This is a genomic window from Micromonospora sp. NBC_01740, from assembly GCF_035920365.1.
GTDB classification, from domain to species: domain Bacteria; phylum Actinomycetota; class Actinomycetes; order Mycobacteriales; family Micromonosporaceae; genus Micromonospora; species Micromonospora reichwaldensis.
On record NZ_CP109150.1, the window covers coordinates 449,938 to 470,509 of the forward strand.

Sequence of the window (20,572 nt, forward strand, 5' to 3'; positions counted from 1 at the left end):
CGCCTCAGCGCAGGCGGTACGCCTGGATGACGCGCTGGGTGACCGTGTTGCCGGCGGTGTCCCGGGCGGTGGCCCGCAGCGAGACGTGTCCGGTGCCGGCCGGGTGCCGCACGGTGGCCGTCCAGCCGTCCCCGCCGCCACGGATCCGGGCCCGCTGCCAGGTCTTCCCGCCGTCGTAGGAGACGTCGACGGTCAGCGCGGCGACCCGGGCCGAGGGCGCGCCCGGCTGCCGCTGCACCGTCACCGGGATCACGAAGCTCCGGCCCGCCGGGGCGGCGTTGTCCCGGTCCAGTCGGGGCGTGAACCGGATCGCCGACGCCGGCAGCGCGGCCGGGTCGTCCCCGGCGACGTGCCGGGACCGGAACGTCCAGGTGGCCGACACCTCGGTCGAGAGGTCGGTGAAGCTCCGCTTCGACGACGTCTCCAGCCGGTAGTCGGCCGCGCCCGGCGGCACGTCGAACCCGCCGTACGCCGGCTCCTCGTTCTCCCCTACCAGCGTCCCGTTGCGGTAGAGGGCGGTGCGGGCGGTGTCGGCGACCGAGCCGCCGGCGTGCCCCTCGGCGTCACTGTGCAGCGGCAGGCCCACCTCGATGCGGTCGCCCCGGCGGACGATCCCCGCCTCCGGGAACGACGGCCCGTACGGCGCGCTGTTCCAGCTCTCCCGGTAGTGCCGCCCGGCGCGCAGGCTCCGCTCCTCGGAGAACAGGATCGCCTTGGTGTCGAGCCAGCCGTCGTCGGTCGGCACCCCGAAGTCCAGCTCGGAGGACCAGCGCACGCCCCGGGTGTTGTAGTGCTCGACCCGTTGCCCGGGAGTGGCGGTGGGCAGCCCGACCGCCCAGCCGCCGAGGTCGGGATCCCGGTGCGGGAAGACCAGGCGCATCGCGGCCAGCCCCGGGCTGCCGCCGTTGAACCGGTGGGTGACGGTGGCCAGGTCGCTCGCCCGGTAGTGCCGGACGAAGCCGGTCGGCATCCGGCCCGGCACGGCCTCGTTGAGGGCGTAGAGGTAGGGGCTGCTCGCTGCCTTCAGGTCGGCCCACTGGCCGCTGACCGTGGCGACGAACCGCTCTGCGGGCACCGGCTTCCCGAGCCCTGCGGTGAAGAGACCGTCGAAGTCGGAGTCCAGCAGGCCGAAGGTGTAGCTGCCGTTCTCGGCGAGGAAGCCGGCCTCGGTGACGGCTAGCGCCGGGGTGGCCGAGCGCTGCGGGACGCTCATCCTGACCGGCTTGCCCCGTCGGGCGTCGAGGGTGATCCGCGTGTCCCCGCCGACCACCAGCTCCGGCTGGACGAGCTGGGTGGCCCCGGTGAGCTCGTCGCCGTCCACCTCGAACACGTAACTGACCAGCCCGTACCGGCCCTTGGGGACCCGCAGCTCGGCGGTGCCGTCCGGGTCGTACAGGTCGTACGGGTGCAGCTCGTCCAGGGAGACCAGCGTGGTGCTGTGCTCGCCGGAGAGCGCGCCGGCGCGGTTCAGGTGCCGGGCGGTCACCGTGTAGCTCTCCACCTCCCGGTGCACCGCCAGCGGGATGCCCGCCGGGAAGTTGTCGCCGCGGACCACGATCCGGCCGGTGTAGTGGCCGTCCGGGCCGTCGACACGGGTGTTGGCGGTGACGGTGGTGCTCGCCGTGCCGCCGGCCGGCACGCTGATCCGGGTCGCGCCGAGAGTGAACATGCCGGCCGGGGCCGGCCTGCCGTCCGGGCCGGTCGCCTCGACGGCCAACTCCAGGTCGGTCGCGGTCCCGCTGTCGTTGCGCCAGGTCACCGTGCGGGTGACCGGGGCGTCGTCGCCGTGCGGCCAGAGCGTCCGCCCGAACGACACGCTCGGCGGGTCGTTGGTCAGCGACTGCCAGGTCGCCTTGGCCAGGTCGACCCGCCCGGCTCCCTGCTCGTATGCGGTCAGCTCGGGATTCGGCTTCGCCGAGGACATCAGGAGTGCCTTGATCTCGCCGGCCTTCGAGCCGGGCCGCATCTGGGCCATCAGCGCCGCCGCGCCGCTGACGTGCGGGGCCGCCATCGAGGTGCCCGACATCGCCACGTACCCGGTCCCGGCCGGGTCGCCGATCACTCCGTCCCGGCTGCGCGCCGCCACGATCCCCACCCCCGGAGCGGTGATGTCCGGCTTCAGCGCGTCGTCACCGGTGCGGGGACCACGGCTGGAGAAGTCGGCGAGGCTGTCGTCCCGGTCGACGGCGCCCACCGAGAGGGCGGCGTCGGCCGTGCTGGGGGAACTGACCGGCGCGAACCGGCCGGAGTTGCCGGCGCTGATCACGAACAGGGCGCCGGTCTGCGCGGTGAGCGTGTTGACGGCCGCCTCCAGCGGGTCGACCTCCGGGGTGTCGAAGCCGCCGAGACTGAGGTTGATCACGTGGGCCCGCTGCTCGACCGCCGCCCACTGCATGCCGGCGAGGATCGCCGATTCCGGGCAGCCGTACGTCTCGCAGACCTTGCCGTCGAGAAGTGTCGCGTCCGGGGCCACGCCCTGCATCCGGCCGCCGGAGGCGGCGCCGCTGCCGGCGATGGTCGAGGCGACGTGGGTGCCGTGCCCGACGACGTCGCCCGGCGCGGACTCCTCGGTGAAGTTGCGCGTCTGCGCCACCCGGCCGGCCAGGTCCGGGTGCGTGGCGTCGATCCCGGTGTCCAGCACGGCGACCCGGATGCCCCGGCCGGTCCAGCCGTTCCGGTGCGCCTCCGGTGCGCCGATCTGCGGCACGCTGCGGTCGAGCGTGAGCTGCCGCCGGCCGTCGAGCCAGATCCGGTCGGCACCCCCTGCCGCGCCGACCCTCGCACCGGCGGCGGTGACCGCCGCCCAGACCTCGGCGGCCCGCCGCTTGCTCGCCGTGGCGGCGAGCCCGCCGGCGGCGGGCAGCTCACGGGTGACCGTCACCCCGGCGGGCACGGCGGAGCGCCGGGCCGCGCCGGCACTGCCGGTGATCAGCAGGGGCAGGTCGTCGCGCCGGGCGTCGTCGTAGCCGGCGGCGACCAGTTCGGTGACGTCGAACAGCCGCCGGTCGATCCGCCCGTCCCGGATGGGCGCCACGGCGTCCTCGGGTACGACGGAGACGTGCCCCCGCTCCCGTCGGGTCAGGAAGCGGACGTCCTCGCGCCCGGGTGCGGGTCGCACACTGGCCCGGGTCCCGCTGACGGTGACCCGGTCGCCGGTGAGCAGGGTGACGGTGACCGGGCGGCTGGCGTCACCCACCCGGGACGGCGGGGTCGCGTCGGGACGGACGGTCGGTTGGGCGGGCTTCTGGGCGACGGCCATGCCGGGGGTGCCGAGCACCATGCCGAGCACCAGACCGAGACCGACCAGTTTTCTTCTTCGCTGCAACGGATCCTCCTCGTCGGGCGTTACTACCTGTAGGGAGAGACGCATTGACAGTCATCAGAGTTGCATACCGAGTATGCAAAGTGAAGACACAAAGATGACGGAGCAGCCAACGAACAGGACCGATCCTCGGAGATGATCGACCGGTGACATCCATGAAGGAACGCATGCTGGCCGGCGAGCCGTACATCGCCGACGATCCGGAGATCGCCGCCGACCTGGACCGGGCCACGCGGCTGATGGAAGCCTTCAACACCAGTCCGGCCGCCGACCCCGAGGCCCGGCTCGCGGCCCTGCGCGCCCTGCTCGGCGAGGTCGGCGAGGGGACCTACGTCCGACCGCCGCTCTACGTCGACTACGGCTGGCAGGTCCGGATCGGGCCGCGCAGCTTCGTCAACTTCAACGCGGTCCTCCTCGACGTCGCCCCGATCACCATCGGCGCCGACGTCCAGATCGGACCGAACGTGCAGCTGCTCACCCCCACCCATCCCGTCGAACCCGGGCCCCGCCGCGACAAGTGGGAGGGGGCCAAGCCGATCACCATCGGCGACAACGTCTGGCTCGGCGGTGGGGCCATCGTGCTCGCCGGCGTCACCGTCGGGGAGAACACGGTCGTCGGCGCAGGCGCCGTGGTGACGAAGGACCTGCCGGCGAACGTGGTCGCCGTGGGCAACCCGGCCCGCGTCGTACGCCAGCTCGACTGACAGCGTCAGTCCGCCGGACAGCCTCCCGAGGGCCGACCCGTCAGAGCGGCGGCGGCTCGGCGAGCCGGACGACCAGGTCGGCGCGGTGCGCGGTGCCGGCCACCAGGGCGGCGTTGGCCTCGTCGCTGCCCGTCGCCCACGCCCGGGCCTGCTCCGCCGACCGCCCGTACGACTCGTGCCGGGCGGTCAGCCGGCGCAGCCGCAGCTCGGCGTCCAGGTCGAGGAACCACGCCTCGTGCAGCAGCGGCCGCACCTCGTCCCAGGGCGTCCCGGTCAGCAGCAGGTAGTTGCCCTCGGTGACCACCAGCCGCACCGACGGCGGCACCTCGATCGAGCCGGCCACCGGCTCCTCCAGGTCCCGGCGGAACGCCGGCGCGTAGACCGCCGTCGGCTCCAGCCGGTGCAGGCGACGCAGCAGCGAGACGTAGCCGTTGGCGTCGAAGGTGTCGACGGCGCCCTTGCGCTCCGCGCGGCCCAACCGGCACAGCTCGGCCTGCGCGAGGTGGAAGCCGTCCATCGGCACCAGCCGGGCGGTGGGGCCGACCGCCTCGACGATCTGCTCCGCCAGCGTCGACTTGCCCGCGCCGGGCGCCCCGGCGATGCCGAGCAGCTGCCGCGGGCCGGCCCCGGCGAGGGCCCGCGCCCGCGCCACCAGCTCGTCGGTGCCGACGACCCGGGCGCCGGCCATCAGCCGAGTACCGGCTCGCTGATCGCGAACCGCGCCTGCACCGCGGCGTGCACGGTCTGCGGCTGCGGGTCGAGTTCCAGCTCCGGCGGGCCGCTCTCCGCGCCGTCGCCCATCGCGTACGCCATCCGGCTCATCATCGGCTGCTCCGCCGCGCCCGCGTCGGCCAGCTCGATCAGGGCGGTCACGCGGGCGCCGAGGGCCTCCGCGTACTCGCGGGCACGCAGCAGGGCGTCGGCGAGCGCGGCGTGCCGGGCCTCACGGTGGGCCGGGCTGTCCGGCCGCAGCGACCACCACGGCCCGGCCACCTCGATCTGGTCCTGGTCGGCGAGGCGCAGCATCAGCTCGCCGAGCGCGGTGAAGTCGCTGACCGTCACGGTGGTGGTCACGCTGCCGCTGTACGCCACCACCCGCTCGCCGGAGCGCCGGGTCTCCGGCCTGACCTGGAGCTCGCCGGTCTCCCGCCGGTCGATGCCGGGGCCCTCGCCGTCGAGCAGCACCCGGACGGCGGCGGCCCGTTCGGCCAGCCGTGTCAGGGTGGCCTCGCGGTCCCGGTCGCGCGCCCTGGCCGTCACCGCGAACCGGGCGATCTCCGGAGCCACCTCCCGGTACGCCTCGCCGCGCACCGCCACCACCGGCCCGTCCACCATGCCCTCACCCTAACCGCGCGCCCGCCGGCCCGCCCGCCGTCCGACCGCACGTCGACCGGGGTGCGGTCGGCGGCCCGGTGCGCACGCCCCGGCCGGTCCGGATCAGGCCGAGTGGGCCGTCGCCGGGAGGTGGCCCGTGTAGGCGACCCGGTCGCCGTCGACCCGGCACTCGGTGAGGTAACCGCCGGCGGCCCCCAGCTCCAGCAGGAACTCCACCTCGGCGCGGTGGTCGCCGTCGGCGGGGAACTCCTGCCGGTGGGCGAGCAGGTCACGGTCGAACAGGACGGTACGCAAGTCCCGCGCCCCCTCGAAGTGACCGACCAGGGCGTCGATGTCCTGCTCGCGCAACGCGGTGGCGAGCCCGTCGAGGAACGCGGCGACCTGGCCGAGCTGTCGCACCACCTGCTCGCGGTTGTCGAAGAGCATGTCGGCCGTACGCCGGGCCGGGGTGCCGGCGACCCGGGTGCCGTCCCGGAAGCTGCCCGCGGCGAGGCCCAGCACGGCGTCCCGGAGGTCCGACTTCGCCACCGCGCCGGCGAGGCTGCCGGCGAGCAGGTGGGGGATGTGCGACGAGAGCGCCACCACCGAGTCGTGCACCGCCGGCGACATCGGCACCACCCGGGCGGCGAAGACGTCCACGATGAGGTTGGACAGCATCCGGAACGGCCGGATCCCCTCGGCCGCCGGGCAGAGCACCCACGCGGCCCCCTCGAACAGCGCCGGCACGGCGGCGGCGAGCCCGGAGCGTTCGGTGCCCGCCATCGGATGGCCCGGTACGAACCGGTCGGTCAACCCGTTGGCCGTGGCGAAGGCGGCCACCGCGCCCTTCGTGCTGCCCACGTCGGTGAGGACGCAGCCGTCCCCGGCGTGCTTGGCGACGGTGAGCAGGGTCTCCGGCAGCCTCGGCAGCGGGCCGCAGAGGAACACGACGTCACGGTCGCGGACGGCCCCGCCCAGGTCGTCGGGGAAGGTCATCCCGCGTGCGCGCCCGTCCGCCCGGGTGGCCCGGTCCGGGTCCCAGCCGGCGACGTCCAGCCCCGCCTCGTGCAGCCGCAGCAGGACCGAACCGCCGATGAGGCCGGTGCCCACCACGGCGACCCGGGGTCGCCCTCGCGAACTGTCCACCATCACGCGCCTCGGCGGTCACTCAGGCGCGCAGCCGGCCGGCAACCGCCGCCACGTGCTCGTCGGACTCGGTCAGCGCCACCCGGACGTGCTGCCGGCCGCCCGGGCCGTAGAAGACGCCCGCAGCCGCGAGGATGCCCCGCCGGGCCAGCCAGTCGATCGTCTCCCAGCAGTCCTCGCCCCGGGTCAGCCAGAGGTAGAGCCCGGCCTCGGAGTGCTCGACGGTGAAGCCGGCGTCGGTGAACGCGGCGTGCAGGGTGTCCCGCCGGGCCCGGTAGCGCTCCCGCTGCTCGTCGGCGTGCCGCTCGTCGCGCAGCGCGGCCACCATCGCCGCCTGTACCGGCGCCGGCACGATCATCCCGGCGTGCTTGCGGACCTTGAGCAGCTCCGCCACCAGTGCCGGGTCGCCCGCCACGAATCCCGCCCGGTAGCCGGCCAGGTTGGACCGCTTGGAGAGCGAGTGGACGGCCAGCACCCCGTCGTACGACCCGCCGCAGACCTCGGGCGAGAGCACCGAGACGGGCTCGGCGGCCCAGCCCAGCGGCAGGTAGCACTCGTCGCTGGCGACCACCGCGCCGCGCTCCCGGGCCCAGTCGACCACCTTGCGCAGGTGGGCCGCCGGCAGCACCCGGCCGGTCGGGTTGCCCGGCGAGTTGACCCAGACCAGGCGCACCCGGGAGGTGGGGCCGACGGCGGTCAGCGAGTCGGCGCGCACGACGGTGGCGCCGGCGAGCCGGACCCCGTCCTCGTACGTCGGGTAGGCGATCGAGGGCACCACGACGACGTCGCCGGGACCGATCCCGAGCAGGGTCGGCAGCCAGGCGACGAGTTCCTTGGAGCCGATCGTCGGCAGCACGCCGAGGCCGTCGACGCCGGCGCCGCAGGCCCGCGCCACCCAGGCCGCGATCGTCTCGCGCAGCAGCGGCGTGCCAGCGGTCAGCGGATAGCCCGGCGCGTTGGACGCGTCGGCCAGCGCCCGCCGGATCACCTCGGGCACCGGGTCGACCGGCGTACCCATGGAGAGGTTGATCAGGCCCTCAGGGTGCGCCGCGGCCAGTGTGGCCGCGGCGTCCAGGGTGTCCCAGGTGAACTCCGGCAGCCGTGACGAGACCGGCGCGGGCCGGTTCAGTGGCCCTCGCCGCGCGGCGGCTGCGCGGCGACGAAGGTCGCGTCCTTCTCCACCTTGCCGATCTTCGAGGCGCCGCCGGGCGAGCCCAGCTCCTCGAAGAACTCGTAGTTGGCGCCGGTGTAGTCCTTCCACTGCTCCGGGACGTCGTCCTCGTAGAAGATCGCCTCGACCGGGCAGACCGGCTCACAGGCCCCACAGTCGACGCACTCGTCGGGGTGGATGTAGAGCATCCGGTTGCCCTCGTAAATGCAGTCGACCGGGCATTCCTCGATGCAAGCCTTGTCGAGCACATCCACGCACGGCTCGGCGATGATGTAGGTCACCGGTCTTCTCCTCCGCAAGACACGCCGCGATCACCCGCGACGGTTAGAGCCTAGTATCTCGCCGGGGAGGGGGTCGATCGTGCTCCGACAGCAGGATGTGGGACACCGGATCGTGGTTCGCCGAATCGTGGGGATTCGCGAAGGTCGGCCGCTCTTCTCGGACGCCCTCGGCGAGCTGGTCGAGCTGAGCGAAACCCATCTCACACTCGCCACCGCGCAGGGCCGGCTCCGGATCCCCGTGGCCGAGGTGCACCGGGCCAAGCGGGTGCCGCCGGCCCGTCGCCCCACCGCGGCGGCCGTGGTCGAGCTGGAACTGGCCGCCGACGAGGCGTGGCCCGCCGCCGTGCGGGGACGGCTCGGCGACTGGCGGCTGCGCGCGGCCGACGGCTGGACCGGTCGGGCCAACTCGGCGCTGCCCGTGGGCGACCCGGACCGGCCCCTGCCCGCCGCGCTCGACGCGGTGGAGCGCTGGTACGCCGACCTCGGTCAACCGCCGATGGTCAACACCCCGCTGCCGCTCGCCGCCCCGGTGGGCGCGGAGCTGGACGCCCGGGGCTGGGTCGGCAGGCCGCCCGTGCTGGTACAGACCGTGCCGCTGGCGGGGCTGCCGCCGGCCGCGCCGGAGCCCGCCGGAGCGCCGCCGGTCGAGCTGACCGCCGAGCCGTCGGACGACTGGCTCGCCGTCGCCGCCGGCCGCAAGGGCGGCCTGCCGGACGCCGCCCGGCACGTGCTCACCGCCGTGGACCAGGTCCGCTTCGCCCACGTGTACGCCGACGGCACGCTGCTCGCCATCGGCCGGGGCACGGTCACCGGGCAGGGCCGCTGGCTCGGGCTCAGCCTCGTCGAGGTGCTGCCCGAGGCCAGGCGACAGGGTCTGGCCGGCCGGATCATCCGCGCGCTGGCCGACTGGGGCGCCGCGACCGGCGCCTCGCGCGCCTTCCTCCAGGTCGAGCAGCGCAACACCCCGGCGGTGACCCTCTACCGCACCCTGGGCTTCACCACCCACCACACCTACCTGACCCGTACCCCACCCCCCTGACCGCGCCGTCCGCCCCCTCCGCCGTCCCCTCCGCACGGCGCCGTCGTCCGCCGCAGCGTTGATCATGAAGTTGTTGCCAGCGGAAAGCGCTTACAGCGGCAATAACTTCATGATCAACGAGGTCAGGGGGTGGAGTGGGGGGGTGGGTGGGGTCGGGGTGGGTTAGCGGCGGACTACTCGGCGGGGCTTGGTGGCCCTCAGTTCGGCGTAGCGCTTGAGGGACTGCGAGCGGTGGTCCAGGCCCAGCGCCGTGAGGAGCAGGTAGCCGAGCAGCACACCCACGCCGGCTGCCGCGAGGTAGAGCCAGATCTGGGCGAAGAAGGTGCCCGCACCCCCGCCGAACGGGTCGTTGCCGACCAGCAGCGGCCCGACCAGCACCGTCAGCAGCAGCGCGATGCCGACCGCGGCGGCCAGGTCCGCGCTCCAGGCCGAGACGGGGCGACGCCTGCCCCACACGAAGGCGACCGCCGCCAGGACCAGCCCGATCACCACGAACATCCCCAGCGACACCCGGTCGGCGGCGGCCGTGTCGTCGCCGTCGAAACCGAACCGGGTGACCAGCCGGGCGACCACGTTGACCGCGAACAGCGCGACCGCGAGAACCCCGATCGCGCGCCACCGCTCACTCATCGCACGCCTCCCGCCGTACCGCCCGCCGAAGCGGCGGGCCTCCTGGCAGGAATGTCTACCACCGGAACCTGTGCTCCGTCAGTCCCCCGACCGGACCGGTGGCGGTGCCAGGATCTGCCGGAAACCCATCACCGCGAAGGTCATCGCGCCGGCCACGATCATCGCCAGGCCGACCCAGTTGTCGCCGGTGACGAGCAGGTCCCCCTCCGCGGTGCGGACCGCCGCCACCGACATCAGGACGAACCAGGGCGTCGCGGGCAGCACCACGGCCCACCGGCGACCGACGGCCTCGTGCGCGAACCAGCTCAGCGCGATGTTCGCGGCGATCGCGACGAGCACCGAGACGCCGATCAGGTGCCCGCCGACCCGGAGCGTGGCCAGCAGCAGCTCCAGCACCGCGGTGAGCGTCCCGGCGAGGACGGCGACCAGTCCGCCGGCGATCCGCAGGGCGAGGTCGAGCAGCCGCCGGGACGGCCCGGACGGCGGCGGGACGGTCTCCTGCGGGGCGGTCGACATCGACGCGACGGGCAGGGTCACCGGTTACCGGCCGCCGAGACCGGGGACCGGTCCGGAGCGTCGGCGACGTCCAGCCCGGCGAAGAGGTCGTCCTCCCAGCCGTACGGGCCGCTGCCGGGTCCCCTCCCGCCCACCGCGAGGGTGTAGTACTCCACGCCCATGAACTCGCTGCCGAAGTTGCCGGCGATCGAGTAGAGCCAGGAGGCGTCGGGGATCTGGGTGGCGTGCGCGCGCATCGCCGCCTCCTTGGCGGCGTGCTGGTCCGTGGCGTCGATCCGGGCGGCGATCTGCGCGTCGGGGGTGCCGAAGGGCAGCTCCGAGATGTCCTGGATGCCGGCGAACGGGTTGTCCGCCGACTCGGCGAAGTGGGTCAGGCCGGCCTCCAGCACGCTGAGCGGCATCGCCGTCCAGTAGACCTTCGCCGGGGCGAAGCCCTCCGCGTCGGCCAGCTCGTACGCGCGCATCGCCACCCGGTGCGCCTGGATGTGGTCCGGGTGCCCGTAGAAGCCGTTGTCGTCGTACGTGACCATGACCTGCGGGCGTACCTCCCGCATGATCTCCACCAGGTGCCCGGCGGCCTCGTCGAGGTCGGCCTGCCAGAAGGCGCGGGGGTGCTCGTTGGTGGCGAGGCCCATCATGCCGGAGTCGCGGTAACGGCCGGCGCCGCCGAGGAAGCGGTGGTCGGTGACGCCGAGCGCGGCGCAGGCGGCGGTCAACTCGGCGATCCGCCAACCGCCGAGCTGGTCGGCCTCGGCCGCGGCGAGCTGGGCGAGCGCCGGCACGTGGATCTCGCCCTCCTCGCCGAGGGTGCAGGTCACCAGGGTGACGTGAGCGCCGGCGGCGGCGTAGTGCGCCATCGTCGAGCCGGTGCCGATGGACTCGTCGTCGGGGTGCGCGTGGACCAGCAGGAGGCGGCGGTCAGGCAGCGTCGTCACGCCGGTCACTCTATCCGGCGGTTCTCCTCCGCCGACCCCGACGCGTCCGCGCAGGTCGGCCACATCACCCCCGGTCCCCGCTCTACGATCTGGACTGTGGACTTTCCGGAGCTGGCCGCCCGCACCCGCCGGTTCAGCCGCGGAGCGCCGCGGGCGGTCACCGTGGCCGACGACGGCTCCCGGGTGGTCTTCCTGCGCTCGGCCGGCCCGGAGGACCCGGCCGACGCGCTCTGGCAGCTCGACGTGGCGACCGGCGAGGAGCGGCTCGTCGCCGACCCGGCGGCGCTGCTCGGGGCCGACGCCGACGCCGACGCGCTGAGCCCGGGCGAGCGCGCGCTGCGCGAGCGGCTGCGGCTGAGCGCCTCCGGCATCGGCTCCTACACGCTCGACGGCGCCGGCCGGGTGGCGGTCTTCGCGCTGGCCGGGCGGCTGTTCCGGGCCGACCTGGTGCACGGCGACGTGGTCGAGGTGGCCACCGTCGGCCCGGTGCTCGACCCCCGGCCCGATCCCACAGGGCAGCGCCTGGCGTACGTCACCGACGCCGCCGAGGGGGTCCGGCGGGGGCAGCTGCGGGTGGTCGAGCACGACGGCACGGACACCCTGCTGGCCGGCGAGGACTCCGGGGTGACCTGGGGGCTGGCCGAGCACATCGCGGCCGAGGAGTTCGACCGCTATCGCGGCTACTGGTGGGCGCCGGACGGTCGTGCGGTGCTGGCCGCCCGGGTGGACGAGTCCCGCGTGGAGCGCTGGCACCTGCACGACCCGGCCGACCCGGCGAGCCCGCCGACCACCGTCGCGTACCCCCGGGCGGGCACCGCGAACGCCGAGGTCAGCCTGCACCTGCTGGATCTCGACGACGGCTGGGTCGACGTGCACTGGGACCGGGAGACCTACCCGTACCTGACGGCCGTGCACTGGGCCGACGGGGGCCCGCTGATCACCGTGCTGCGCCGGTCCCAGCAGCACGGCCTGGTGCTCGCCGTGGACCCGCGCACCGGCGAGACCCAGGTGCACGCCGAGCTGGCCGATCCGCGCTGGGTGGAGCCGATCCCGGGCACCCCGGCGCACCTGCCGGACGGCCGGGTGCTCGTCGGCGGCGAGCTCGCCCACGACGGGTACGACGCCCGCTGCCTCTTCGCCGACGGCACCCTGCTCACCCCGCCCTCGCTCTACGTGCGGCGGGTGGTGGGGCGGCTGCCCGGCGGCAGCGGCCCGGCCGACCTGCTGGTGGAGGCGAGCGACGGCGAGCCGAGCGAACGGCACCTGTTCCGGGTGCGCACCACCATCGGCGGCGGCGTGGACGCCCGCCGGATCACCACCGACCCGGGCTGGCACACCGCCGCCGTGGGCGGGGACGTGCTGGTGGTGGGCACCGCCTCGCTCGACCACGCGGGCGTCCGCTGGACGGTGCGCCGGGGCGAGCAGGAGGTGGCCGTGCTGCGCTCGCTCGCCGCCACCCCGCCGTACGCGCCGCTGCCGCTGCTGGAGCGGGTCACCGACCGGCGGCTGCCGACGGCCGTGCTCTACCCGGACAACTACGTCACCGGCCGGCGGCTGCCGGTGCTGCTGGACGTCTACGGCGGGCCGGGGCACCAGGAGGTGCTCGCGGCCCGCGCGGCGTGGCTGGAGCGGCAGTGGTGGGCCGACGCCGGCTTCGCGGTCGTCACCATCGACAACCGGGGTACGCCGGGGGTGGCCCCCTCCTTCGAGAAGGCGATCCACCGCCGGGTGGCCGACGTCGTCCTGCTCGACCAGGTGGACGCGCTCACCGCGTTGGCCGGCAAGCACCCCGACCTGGACCTGGAGCGGGTGGCGGTGCGGGGCTGGTCGTTCGGCGGCTGGCTGGCCGGGCTGGCGGTGCTGCGGCACCCGGAGCTGTTCCGGTGCGGCATCGTCGGAGCGCCGGTCACCGACTGGGCGCTGTACGACACGGCCTACACGGAGCGCTACCTGGGCCTGCCGGACGACGGCACGGACATCTACGCGCACCACTCGCTGGTGGAACTGGCCGGCGAGCCCGTGCCGGCCGGGGAGGCGGCCCGGCCGCTGCTGCTGGTGCACGGCCTGGTCGACGACAACGTGGTGGCCGCGCACACGCTGCGGCTGTCGGCGGCGCTGCTGGCGACCGGCCGGCCGCACTCCGTGCTCCCGCTGACCGGGGCCACCCACATGGCCGCCGGCGGCATCGCCGAGCGCCTGCTCAGGCTGGAACTCGACTTCGTCCGCCGGCACCTCTAGCCGCTCCGACGTGGCCGTCGCCACCGCGGGCCGGCGGAGAACTTCCTGGAGTTGGCGCAGGCGTGGACGGCCAACTCGGGCCGGGAGCGTACCCGCGTGGGCTCCCGCTGGGCGGTGGCGCCGCGGGGCAGGTCGCGGGTGGGACGTGCGGACACGGCGACCCCCGGCCGACGACGTTGTCGACCGGGGGTCGGTCCGTGCGGTGTCACCGCTGGGGTGTCACCGCCTCACGGGCGTTGTCACTGCTTGACGTACGCGTCCACGAAGCTCGGCCAGCCGAAGATGCTGCCGATGAAGACGCCGCCGGCCTTCTCGCCGTGCGCGACGGAGACCACCTCGACGTAGAGCGGCACCGCCGGCGCCGTCTCCTTCATGAGCCGCTCGTCGATCTTGCTCCACTCGTCGGCCTGCTTGGCCGGGTCGAGCGCGAGGATCCGGTCGAACTCCGTGTTGAGCGCCTCGTTGTTGAGCTGCGAGGTGTTGCTGTTGCCCTCGGCCTTGATGCCACGGCCGTCGAAGAGCACCGGCAGGATCGACGCGCCGCTGGGCCAGTCGGCCGCCCACGAGTCGACCCAGATGTCGTACGGGTTGTCCTTCTTCTTCACCGTGTCGAGGTAGCCGTCCTCGGGGATCGTCTTGATCGTGACGGTGAAGCCGGCCTTCTCCAGCGCGTTCTTGATCTGGGTGGCCCGCTCCTGGGAGCTGGTCACGTCGGAGGTGAGCAGCACCAGGTTCTGCGTCTTGCCGGCGAGCAGCTCCTTGGCCTTCTCCGGGTTGCCGCCGTCGCCGGCCGGGTACGCGTCGAACTGCTTGTAGCCGAGCGTGGTGGGCGGCAGCAGCGTGGTCATCGGCACGGCGCCGTAGGGACCGCCGAGGTTCTTGGTGATGCTGGTGCGGTCGATCGCGTGGTTGATCGCCTGCCGCACCGACAGGTCGGTGACCCGGGCGGTGTTGATGCTCAGGCGGTACGCGTTCGGCGTGGCCGCGACGATCATCCGCTCCTTGAGCTTGGGGTCGCCGGTGACCTTGGCGAGCAGCTCCGACGGGACACCGCCGGTGGCGACCGCCGCGGCGTCGTTGCCGGTGCCGGCGAGCACCCGGTTGGTCTGGGCGGCCTGGTCCGCGCCCAGCGACCAGACGAACTTGTCCGGGTACTGGTGGCGCACGGCGTCGGTGGCCGCGTCCCAGTGCTCGTTGCGCTCGAGCACGATCTCGACGCCCGGGGTGTGCTTGGTGAACTTGTACGGGCCCGAGGAGAACGGCTGGTTGTCCAGGTTGACGCCGGTGTCCTTGTCGGCCGGCAGCGGCGCGGTGGCCGGCAGCGAAACGGCGAACGGCAGGTCACAGCGGGGCTTGTTGAACTCGAAGCGCAGGGTCTTCTCGTCGGGCGTGGTCAGCCCCGGCGGCAGCGAGGTCTTGTTGGCCTTGAAGTCCCACTTGGTGTCGTACTGCGGGCTGTCGACCAGCCACTCCTGGAGGTAGGTCGGGCCGCCGGTGAGGTCCGGGTCGAAGGACCGGGCGATGCCGTACGCGATCTCCTTGCTGGTGATCGGCCGGCCGTCCTCGAACTTCACCCCCTGCTTGACCTTGAACTCCCAGACCTTGCAGTCGTTGTTGACGTTGGTGCCGGGGGTCTCGGCCAGGTCGCCGACCAGGGTGACGTTGCCCTTGCCGTCGTCCTTGAAGGTGGTGAGGAAGCGGGCGTAGAGCTGGCTTCCCATCAGGCCGGCGAACGAGTAGATCCGCTGGGGGTCCATGTGGGAGATCTTGTTCTCCCGCAGGATGTAGAACGTGCCGCCCTTGGCCGCGCCGGGCACCTCCGGCGCCGGGCCGAGAGAGTCCTTGGGGTCGGTCGCGATGGCACCGGTGCGCGGCTTGGTGGTGTCCACCCCGCCGGTGTCGTCACCGGTGTTCTCGCTGCACGCACCGAGGGAAACCATCAGTGCGATCGCACCGCCCAGGGCGGTGACGCGTCTTGCTCGCATACTCACTCCTCCGGATCGCCGATGAAGGAAAGCTTCGCCTAGCCTTCAATGACGGTAAATTTCGAGCAGATAACGGGGCTACAACGATCGGCACCCGGCACGCCTCGGGTCAGCCGAGGCGCACCCGGGGGTCGATGAACGCATAGAGCAGGTCGACGAGCATGTTGGCGACGACCACGAACAGCGCGGCGATCAGCACCGTCCCCATGATGGTCGGCAGGTCCCCCTGGCTGACCGCCTCCACCGCCGTACGCCCCAGCCCCTGGATGCCGAAGGTGGTCTCGGTGATCACCGTGCCGCCGAGCGCCGTGCCCACGTCGAGACCGGCGATGGTGACGATCGGCGTGATCGCCGCCCGCAGCGCGTGTTTGCCGTACACCTGCCGCTTCGGCATGCCCTTGGCCCGGGCGGTACGCACGTAGTCCTCGGAGAGCGTCTCCAGCATCTGGGCCCGGGACAGCCGGGCGTAGATCGCGGAGAAGAGCAGCGCCAGGGTGACCCAGGCCAGCACCAGTCCCCGCGCCCACTCCACGGGATTCTCGAACAGCGACGTGTACCGCGGCGTGGGCAGGATCCGCAGGGTGTAGACGAAGATCAGCAACAGGACCGCGCCGACGAAGTAGAGCTGGAGCGAGGCGAAGGTCAGGGTGAGGCCGATCGAGATCCGGTCCAGCAGCGAGCCGCGCCGCAGGGCCGAGACCATGCCGAGCCCGACCCCGATGGCGAGCCACAGCACCGCCGCGGGCAGGACGATGCTCAACGTCACCGGCAGCACCCGGGCGAAGGTGTCGGTGACCGCCTCGCTGTTGACGTACGAGTAGCCGAGGCAGGGCGCCGCGCACTCGCCGCCCTGGGCGCTGCCCAGGTCACGGCCGACGAAGATGCCCTTCATGTAGTCGGCGTACTGCTGCACCTTCGGCTCGTTGAGCCCCAACTCCGTCCGCACCCGCTCCAGACGCTCGGCGTTGCAGTTCTTCGGGCACATGCCGGTCACCGGGTCGGCGGGCAGCGCGAAGAACAGCAGGAAGCTGACCACACTCACCGCGAACAGCACCGAGATCGCCAGCAGCACCCGCTTCACCAGGAAGCGCACCATGCGCAGTACCCCTTACCGTGACGACTTCGGGTCGAGCGCGTCACGCAACGCGTCGCCGAAGAGGTTGAACGCCAGCACGAGCGCGAAGATCGTGATGCCGGGGAAGAAGACGTAGGCCGGGTCGGTCTGCAGGTAGTCGATGCTCCGGTAGATCATCCGGCCGAAGCTGGGCACCGACTCGGGCAGCCCGACGCCGAGGAAGGACAGCGCCGCCTCACTGGTCACGTACGACGGCACCAGCAGCGAGAACGACACCAGGATCGGGGCCCAGATGTTCGGCAGCAGCTGCCGGAAGAGCATGTGCCCCAGCCCCGCGCCGCTGGCCTTGGCCGCCTCCACGAACTCGCGTTCGCGCAGCGACACCACCTGGCCGCGTACCAGCCGCGCGGTGCTGGTCCAGCCGAACGCGGTGAAGACCACGATCAGCGTGGTGACCGCGAACCAGGTCGGCACCTCGTCGCGCGGGCCGTAGAAGCGCAGCGAGAACGTCGGCACCACGGCCAGCGCGAAGATCAGGAACGGCATCGCCAGCGCCACGTCGGTGATCCAGCTGATCACCGCGTCCACCACCCCGCCGAGGTAGCCGGCGAGGATCCCGAGGACCACGCCGATCGTGGTGGTGATCAGGGCCGCGCCGAGCGCGATCAGCAGCGAGGTGCGGATGCCGTAGATCATCCGCATGAAGATGTCCCGGCCCAGGCCGGGCTCCAGACCGAACCAGTGGTCGCCGCTGATCCCGCCGACGTATCCCAGCGGCATCCCCGTGCTGTCCAGCAGCTCGCCGAACTGCTCGTTCGGGGTCACCCCGTAGAGCCGCTGGACCAGGGGCGCGCCCACCGCCAGCAGCACGAAGAAGACCAGCACCACGCCGCTCACCAGGGCCGTACGGTCGCTGCGCAGCCGGCTGCGGACGAGCTGACCCGGCGAGCGGCCGACCAGCGTCTTCCCCTCGCCGGCGTCGCCGCCGGATTCGATCTCGGCCAGCGCCGTGCCCTCGACCGGGGACAAGCTCACTTCGCCACCTCCTCGGCGGTCGTGCCGACCCCGGCCGACCCGGGGTCCACCGGCCGCGCGTCGTCGCCGGCCGGTCCCGTGGTGGCGCCGACCGGCCCCGTCTCGGGGAAGTGGCAGGCGATGGCCTGGGCGCCGCCGTCGCGCGACACCAGCGCCGGCTCCTCGGTGGCGCACCGCTCCTGCGCCTTCCAGCACCGGGTGCGGAAGCGGCAACCCGACGGCGGGTCCAGCGGCGTCGGGACGTCCCCGGAGAGCCGGATCCGGCCCGCCGCGCCGAGCTGGGTGACGTCGGGGATGGCCGAGAGCAGGGCCCGGGTGTACGGGTGCTGCGGCCGTTCGTAGATGTCGTCCCGGTCGCCGATCTCGACGACCTTGCCGAGGTACATGACGGCGACCCGCTGGCAGAAGTGCCGCACCACGGCCAGGTCGTGGGCGATGAAGACGAACGCCAGACCGAGGTCGCGTTGCAGGTCGCGCAGCAGGTTGACCACCTGCGCCTGGATCGACACGTCCAGGGCGGAGACCGGCTCGTCGGCGACGATCAGCTTGGGTTGCAGGGCGAGCGCGCGGGCGATGCCGATGCGCTGCCGCTGGCCGCCGGAGAACTCGTGCGGGTAGCGGTTGTAGTGCTCCGGGTTCAGCCCGACCAGTTCCAGCAGCTCCTGGACCCGCTTCTTCACCCCGCCCGGCGGGGTGATCCCGTTGACCTGCAACGGCATCGCCACGATCCGGCCCACGGTGTGCCGGGGGTTCAGCGACGCGTACGGGTCCTGGAAGATGATCTGGAGGTCCTGCCGCAGCGCCCGCAGCTCGCGGCGGCCCGCGTGGGTGATGTCCCGCCCGGCGAACTCGATGCTGCCCGCCGTGGGCTCCAGCAGGCGCACCAGCATCCGACCGGTGGTCGTCTTGCCGCAGCCGGACTCGCCCACCAGGCCGAGCGTCTCGCCCGGGCGCACGTCGAAGTCCAGCCCGTCCACGGCCCGGACCAGGCCGCTACGCCGAAGCCCGTTGCGCACCGGGAAGTGCTTGGCCAGCCCGCGCACCCGCAGCAGCGGCTCCACCGGCTCCTTGATCTCCACGTTCATCGGAGCCAACCTCCGTTCGCGACTGCGGGACTCCGCTGCGCTGCGTTCCTCGCGCTCACCGGGGCCCACCTTCCGTTCGCGACTGCGGGACTCCGCTGCGCTGCGTTCCTCGCGCTCACCGGGCCACTCCCACCTGGGCGATGTCCTCCGCGTACAGCCGGGTCCGGTCGTCGGCGGAGAGGTGGCAGGCCACCAGGTGGCCGGGCGCGCCCGCCGGGCGCAGCTCCGGGACCTCGGTGCGGGACCGGTCGCCGTTGCGGTCGGCGTAGCGGCAGCGCGGGTGGAAGGCGCAGCCGGACGGCAGGTTGATCAGGCTCGGCGGGTTGCCCTTGATCGGCACCAGGTCCGCGTCCGCGTCGCCGTGCAGCGAGGGCACGCTGGAGAGCAGACCCCAGGTGTACGGGTGCTGCGGCCGGCGGAGCACCTGCTCGACGCTGCCGTGCTCGACGGCCCGCCCGCCGTACATGACCAGCACCTCGTCCGCGACCTGGCTGACCACGCCCAGGTCGTGGGTGATCAGGATGATCGCGGAGTTGAACTCGGCCTGGAGGTCGGCCAGCAGGTCGAGGATCTGCGCCTGCACCGTCACGTCCAGGGCGGTGGTCGGCTCGTCGGCGATCAGCAGGTCCGGGTCGTTGACCAGCGCCATGGCGATCATCGCCCGCTGCCGCATGCCCCCGGAGAACTCGTGCGGGTACTGGTCGAAGCGGCGGGCCGGCTGCGGGATGCCGACCCGGCCCAGCATGTCCACCGCGCGCTGGCGGGCCTCGCGCCTGCCGGCCTTCGGGTGGTGCACCCGGTACGCCTCGGCGATCTGCCGGCCCACCGTGTAGTACGGGTGCAGCGCGGACAGCGGATCCTGGAAGATCATCGCAATGTCCCGGCCGCGCAGCCGGCGTACCTCCTCGTCCGGCAGGCCGACGAGCTGGCGGCCGCCGACGGAGATCTCCCCGGTGATGCTGGTCCGCTTGGCGCTGTGCAGCCCGAGGATGGCCAGCGAGGTGACGCTCTTGCCCGAGCCGGACTCACCGACGATGCCGAGGGTGCGTCCCCGGGCCACCTCGAACGACACCCCGTCGACGGCGCGCACCACGCCGTCCTCGGTGTCGAACCGGACCCGCAGGTCGCTCACCCGCAGGTAGGGGTCCTGGCCGGAGCGCTGCTCCGGCACGTTGGGGCGGTCCGGTTTCCCGGACGGCGCCGACTCCGGCCTGTCCACGACCGCCTCCCTCAGCGACGAAGAGAACTTACAGGAAAGCACTGAGGGTGAAAATAAGCTACATAACCGGAGCTGTCAGCGGGCCACAGCGTAACGACTCTGCAACGGGCGTGAACAGCCCTCACCTCGGCATTCACCGGCGTTGACCTCACGCCCCCGGACAGCGGGTGCGACGATGGGCGCGGCAGTCCCGCAAGGATGTCCCCCGGCACGAGGTGGAGGTGACGATGACCGCGGCGGTGTTCGGCCACGACGGCCCGTGGAGTGAAGAGGAGTACCTCGCCCTCGGCGAGACGCAGCAGCGCGTCGAACTCTTCGACGGGAGCCTTCACGTGACCCCAGCCCCCACGCCCCGCCACCAGAACATCTCCGGTGAGCTGCGGGCCGCCTTGCGAGGACCAACGCGGGAAGCCGGCCTCCGCGTCCTGGAAGCGGTGAACGTCCGGCTCCGGCCGGGGCGCATCCCCATCCCGGACCTCGTCGTCACGGCCCCGATCGACCTCGACGACCCCTGGATCGAGGCGGCCGACGTGAAGCTGGTCTGCGAGATCATCTCGCCGGGCAACGCGGCCACCGACAAGGTGCTCAAGATGCACTACTACGCGGCGGCCGGTATCGAGTGGTATCTCCTGGTGGAGCAGGAGACGCTGAGCGTGCACGTCTACCAGCGGCAGGGCGCCCACTACGTCGAGCGGTCGGTGACCAAGGCCGGCGAGACGCTGGAGCTGACCGAGCCGGTCCGGGCCACGATCCGGCCGGCGGACCTGCTCGCCTGACGGGCCACCGCCGCGGGACGCTTTTCGGGTGAGCCGCTCCGGTACGCCGGACAGGCGCCGGGTGAGGTTCTTAACATCCGGACATCGATCATCGTGCGGGG

At 73.1% G+C, this 20,572-nt stretch carries 18 protein-coding genes; 4 read left to right on the forward strand and 14 right to left on the reverse strand.

The window, feature by feature from the left end:
• Positions 1–4: 4 nt before the first annotated feature.
• A complete protein-coding gene (locus OG989_RS01965) occupies positions 5–3,370 on the reverse strand; it encodes a S8 family serine peptidase (RefSeq protein WP_327029520.1) in 3,366 nt (1,121 codons plus the stop codon).
• Between the two features lie 98 nt (positions 3,371–3,468).
• Here OG989_RS01965 and OG989_RS01970 point away from each other — a divergent pair, with 98 nt between their 5' ends.
• The gene (locus OG989_RS01970) at positions 3,469–4,026 is read left to right on the forward strand and encodes a sugar O-acetyltransferase (protein ID WP_151456224.1); all 558 of its coding nucleotides are present in this window, start codon (positions 3,469–3,471) and stop codon (positions 4,024–4,026) included.
• A gap of 40 nt (positions 4,027–4,066) precedes the next feature.
• Here OG989_RS01970 and OG989_RS01975 read toward each other — a convergent pair whose 3' ends face one another.
• From OG989_RS01975 to fdxA, 5 genes are all read right to left on the reverse strand, one after another.
• Positions 4,067–4,714, reverse strand: coding sequence for a nucleoside/nucleotide kinase family protein (locus OG989_RS01975; RefSeq protein ID WP_151456223.1), 648 nt, complete (start codon positions 4,712–4,714; stop codon positions 4,067–4,069).
• Entirely contained in the window at positions 4,714–5,361 is a 648-nt protein-coding gene (locus tag OG989_RS01980) for an SIMPL domain-containing protein (protein WP_121399738.1), read from the reverse strand. The genes OG989_RS01975 and OG989_RS01980 overlap by 1 nt, the downstream gene beginning before the upstream one ends.
• A gap of 102 nt (positions 5,362–5,463) precedes the next feature.
• Entirely contained in the window at positions 5,464–6,489 is a 1,026-nt protein-coding gene (locus tag OG989_RS01985) for a prephenate dehydrogenase (protein WP_327029521.1), read from the reverse strand.
• 19 nt (positions 6,490–6,508) lie between these two features.
• A complete protein-coding gene (dapC, locus tag OG989_RS01990; protein WP_327031096.1) occupies positions 6,509–7,615 on the reverse strand; it encodes a succinyldiaminopimelate transaminase in 1,107 nt (368 codons plus the stop codon).
• Positions 7,612–7,938, reverse strand: coding sequence for a ferredoxin (gene fdxA, locus OG989_RS01995; RefSeq protein ID WP_091422126.1), 327 nt, complete (start codon positions 7,936–7,938; stop codon positions 7,612–7,614). Before fdxA ends, dapC begins: the two co-directional genes overlap by 4 nt.
• A gap of 79 nt (positions 7,939–8,017) precedes the next feature.
• Here fdxA and OG989_RS02000 point away from each other — a divergent pair, with 79 nt between their 5' ends.
• Positions 8,018–8,977, forward strand: coding sequence for a GNAT family N-acetyltransferase (locus tag OG989_RS02000; protein WP_327029522.1), 960 nt, complete (start codon positions 8,018–8,020; stop codon positions 8,975–8,977).
• A 162-nt stretch (positions 8,978–9,139) separates the two neighbouring features.
• Here OG989_RS02000 and OG989_RS02005 read toward each other — a convergent pair whose 3' ends face one another.
• The 3 genes from OG989_RS02005 to mshB all read right to left on the reverse strand — a co-directional run bounded on the left by OG989_RS02005 (position 9,140) and on the right by mshB (position 11,067).
• On the reverse strand, positions 9,140–9,607 hold the full coding sequence (locus OG989_RS02005) for a hypothetical protein (RefSeq protein ID WP_151455016.1): 468 nt from the start codon (positions 9,605–9,607) through the stop codon (positions 9,140–9,142).
• Between the two features lie 78 nt (positions 9,608–9,685).
• Positions 9,686–10,123, reverse strand: coding sequence for a hypothetical protein (locus OG989_RS02010; RefSeq protein WP_327031097.1), 438 nt, complete (start codon positions 10,121–10,123; stop codon positions 9,686–9,688).
• Between the two features lie 17 nt (positions 10,124–10,140).
• The gene (gene mshB, locus OG989_RS02015) at positions 10,141–11,067 is read right to left on the reverse strand and encodes an N-acetyl-1-D-myo-inositol-2-amino-2-deoxy-alpha-D-glucopyranoside deacetylase (RefSeq protein ID WP_151455017.1); all 927 of its coding nucleotides are present in this window, start codon (positions 11,065–11,067) and stop codon (positions 10,141–10,143) included.
• An 87-nt stretch (positions 11,068–11,154) separates the two neighbouring features.
• Here mshB and OG989_RS02020 point away from each other — a divergent pair, with 87 nt between their 5' ends.
• Positions 11,155–13,296 carry a S9 family peptidase gene (locus OG989_RS02020; protein WP_327029523.1) on the forward strand — a complete coding sequence of 714 codons (2,142 nt, stop codon included), beginning with the start codon at positions 11,155–11,157 and terminating at the stop codon, positions 13,294–13,296.
• A 239-nt stretch (positions 13,297–13,535) separates the two neighbouring features.
• Here OG989_RS02020 and OG989_RS02025 read toward each other — a convergent pair whose 3' ends face one another.
• The 5 genes from OG989_RS02025 to OG989_RS02045 all read right to left on the reverse strand — a co-directional run bounded on the left by OG989_RS02025 (position 13,536) and on the right by OG989_RS02045 (position 19,647).
• Positions 13,536–15,281: an ABC transporter substrate-binding protein gene (locus tag OG989_RS02025; RefSeq protein WP_327029524.1), complete on the reverse strand. Its 1,746-nt coding sequence runs from the start codon at positions 15,279–15,281 to the stop codon at positions 13,536–13,538.
• Between the two features lie 109 nt (positions 15,282–15,390).
• Positions 15,391–16,377: an ABC transporter permease gene (locus OG989_RS02030; RefSeq protein ID WP_151455020.1), complete on the reverse strand. Its 987-nt coding sequence runs from the start codon at positions 16,375–16,377 to the stop codon at positions 15,391–15,393.
• Positions 16,378–16,389: 12 nt separating this feature from the next.
• Positions 16,390–17,391 (reverse strand): ABC transporter permease, encoded by a 1,002-nt coding sequence (locus tag OG989_RS02035; RefSeq protein WP_151455021.1) that lies wholly within the window; start codon positions 17,389–17,391, stop codon positions 16,390–16,392.
• On the reverse strand, positions 17,388–18,476 hold the full coding sequence (locus OG989_RS02040) for an ABC transporter ATP-binding protein (protein ID WP_151455022.1): 1,089 nt from the start codon (positions 18,474–18,476) through the stop codon (positions 17,388–17,390). Before OG989_RS02040 ends, OG989_RS02035 begins: the two co-directional genes overlap by 4 nt.
• A 115-nt stretch (positions 18,477–18,591) precedes the next feature.
• The gene (locus OG989_RS02045) at positions 18,592–19,647 is read right to left on the reverse strand and encodes an ABC transporter ATP-binding protein (protein WP_327031098.1); all 1,056 of its coding nucleotides are present in this window, start codon (positions 19,645–19,647) and stop codon (positions 18,592–18,594) included.
• Between the two features lie 275 nt (positions 19,648–19,922).
• Between OG989_RS02045 and OG989_RS02050 the strand changes: the two genes are divergently transcribed.
• Positions 19,923–20,471, forward strand: a complete 549-nt coding sequence (locus OG989_RS02050) for a Uma2 family endonuclease (RefSeq protein ID WP_327029525.1) — start codon at positions 19,923–19,925, stop codon at positions 20,469–20,471.
• The last annotated feature ends 101 nt before the right edge of the window (positions 20,472–20,572 follow it).

What these genes read in the sequence shown, in the direction of transcription:
- OG989_RS01965 (WP_327029520.1), bottom strand. Translation starts at nt 3,370, where the DNA reads ATGCGTCTCTCCCTACAGGTAGTAACGCCCGACGAGGAGGATCCGTTG.
- OG989_RS01975 (WP_151456223.1), bottom strand. Translation starts at nt 4,714, where the DNA reads ATGGCCGGCGCCCGGGTCGTCGGCACCGACGAGCTGGTGGCGCGGGCG.
- OG989_RS01980 (WP_121399738.1), bottom strand. Translation starts at nt 5,361, where the DNA reads ATGGTGGACGGGCCGGTGGTGGCGGTGCGCGGCGAGGCGTACCGGGAG.
- OG989_RS01985 (WP_327029521.1), bottom strand. Translation starts at nt 6,489, where the DNA reads ATGGTGGACAGTTCGCGAGGGCGACCCCGGGTCGCCGTGGTGGGCACC.
- OG989_RS02005 (WP_151455016.1), bottom strand. Translation starts at nt 9,607, where the DNA reads ATGAGTGAGCGGTGGCGCGCGATCGGGGTTCTCGCGGTCGCGCTGTTC.
- OG989_RS02010 (WP_327031097.1), bottom strand. Translation starts at nt 10,123, where the DNA reads ATGTCGACCGCCCCGCAGGAGACCGTCCCGCCGCCGTCCGGGCCGTCC.
- OG989_RS02025 (WP_327029524.1), bottom strand. Translation starts at nt 15,281, where the DNA reads ATGCGAGCAAGACGCGTCACCGCCCTGGGCGGTGCGATCGCACTGATG.
- OG989_RS02030 (WP_151455020.1), bottom strand. Translation starts at nt 16,377, where the DNA reads ATGGTGCGCTTCCTGGTGAAGCGGGTGCTGCTGGCGATCTCGGTGCTG.
- OG989_RS02040 (WP_151455022.1), bottom strand. Translation starts at nt 18,476, where the DNA reads ATGAACGTGGAGATCAAGGAGCCGGTGGAGCCGCTGCTGCGGGTGCGC.
- OG989_RS02050 (WP_327029525.1), top strand. Translation starts at nt 19,923, where the DNA reads ATGACCGCGGCGGTGTTCGGCCACGACGGCCCGTGGAGTGAAGAGGAG.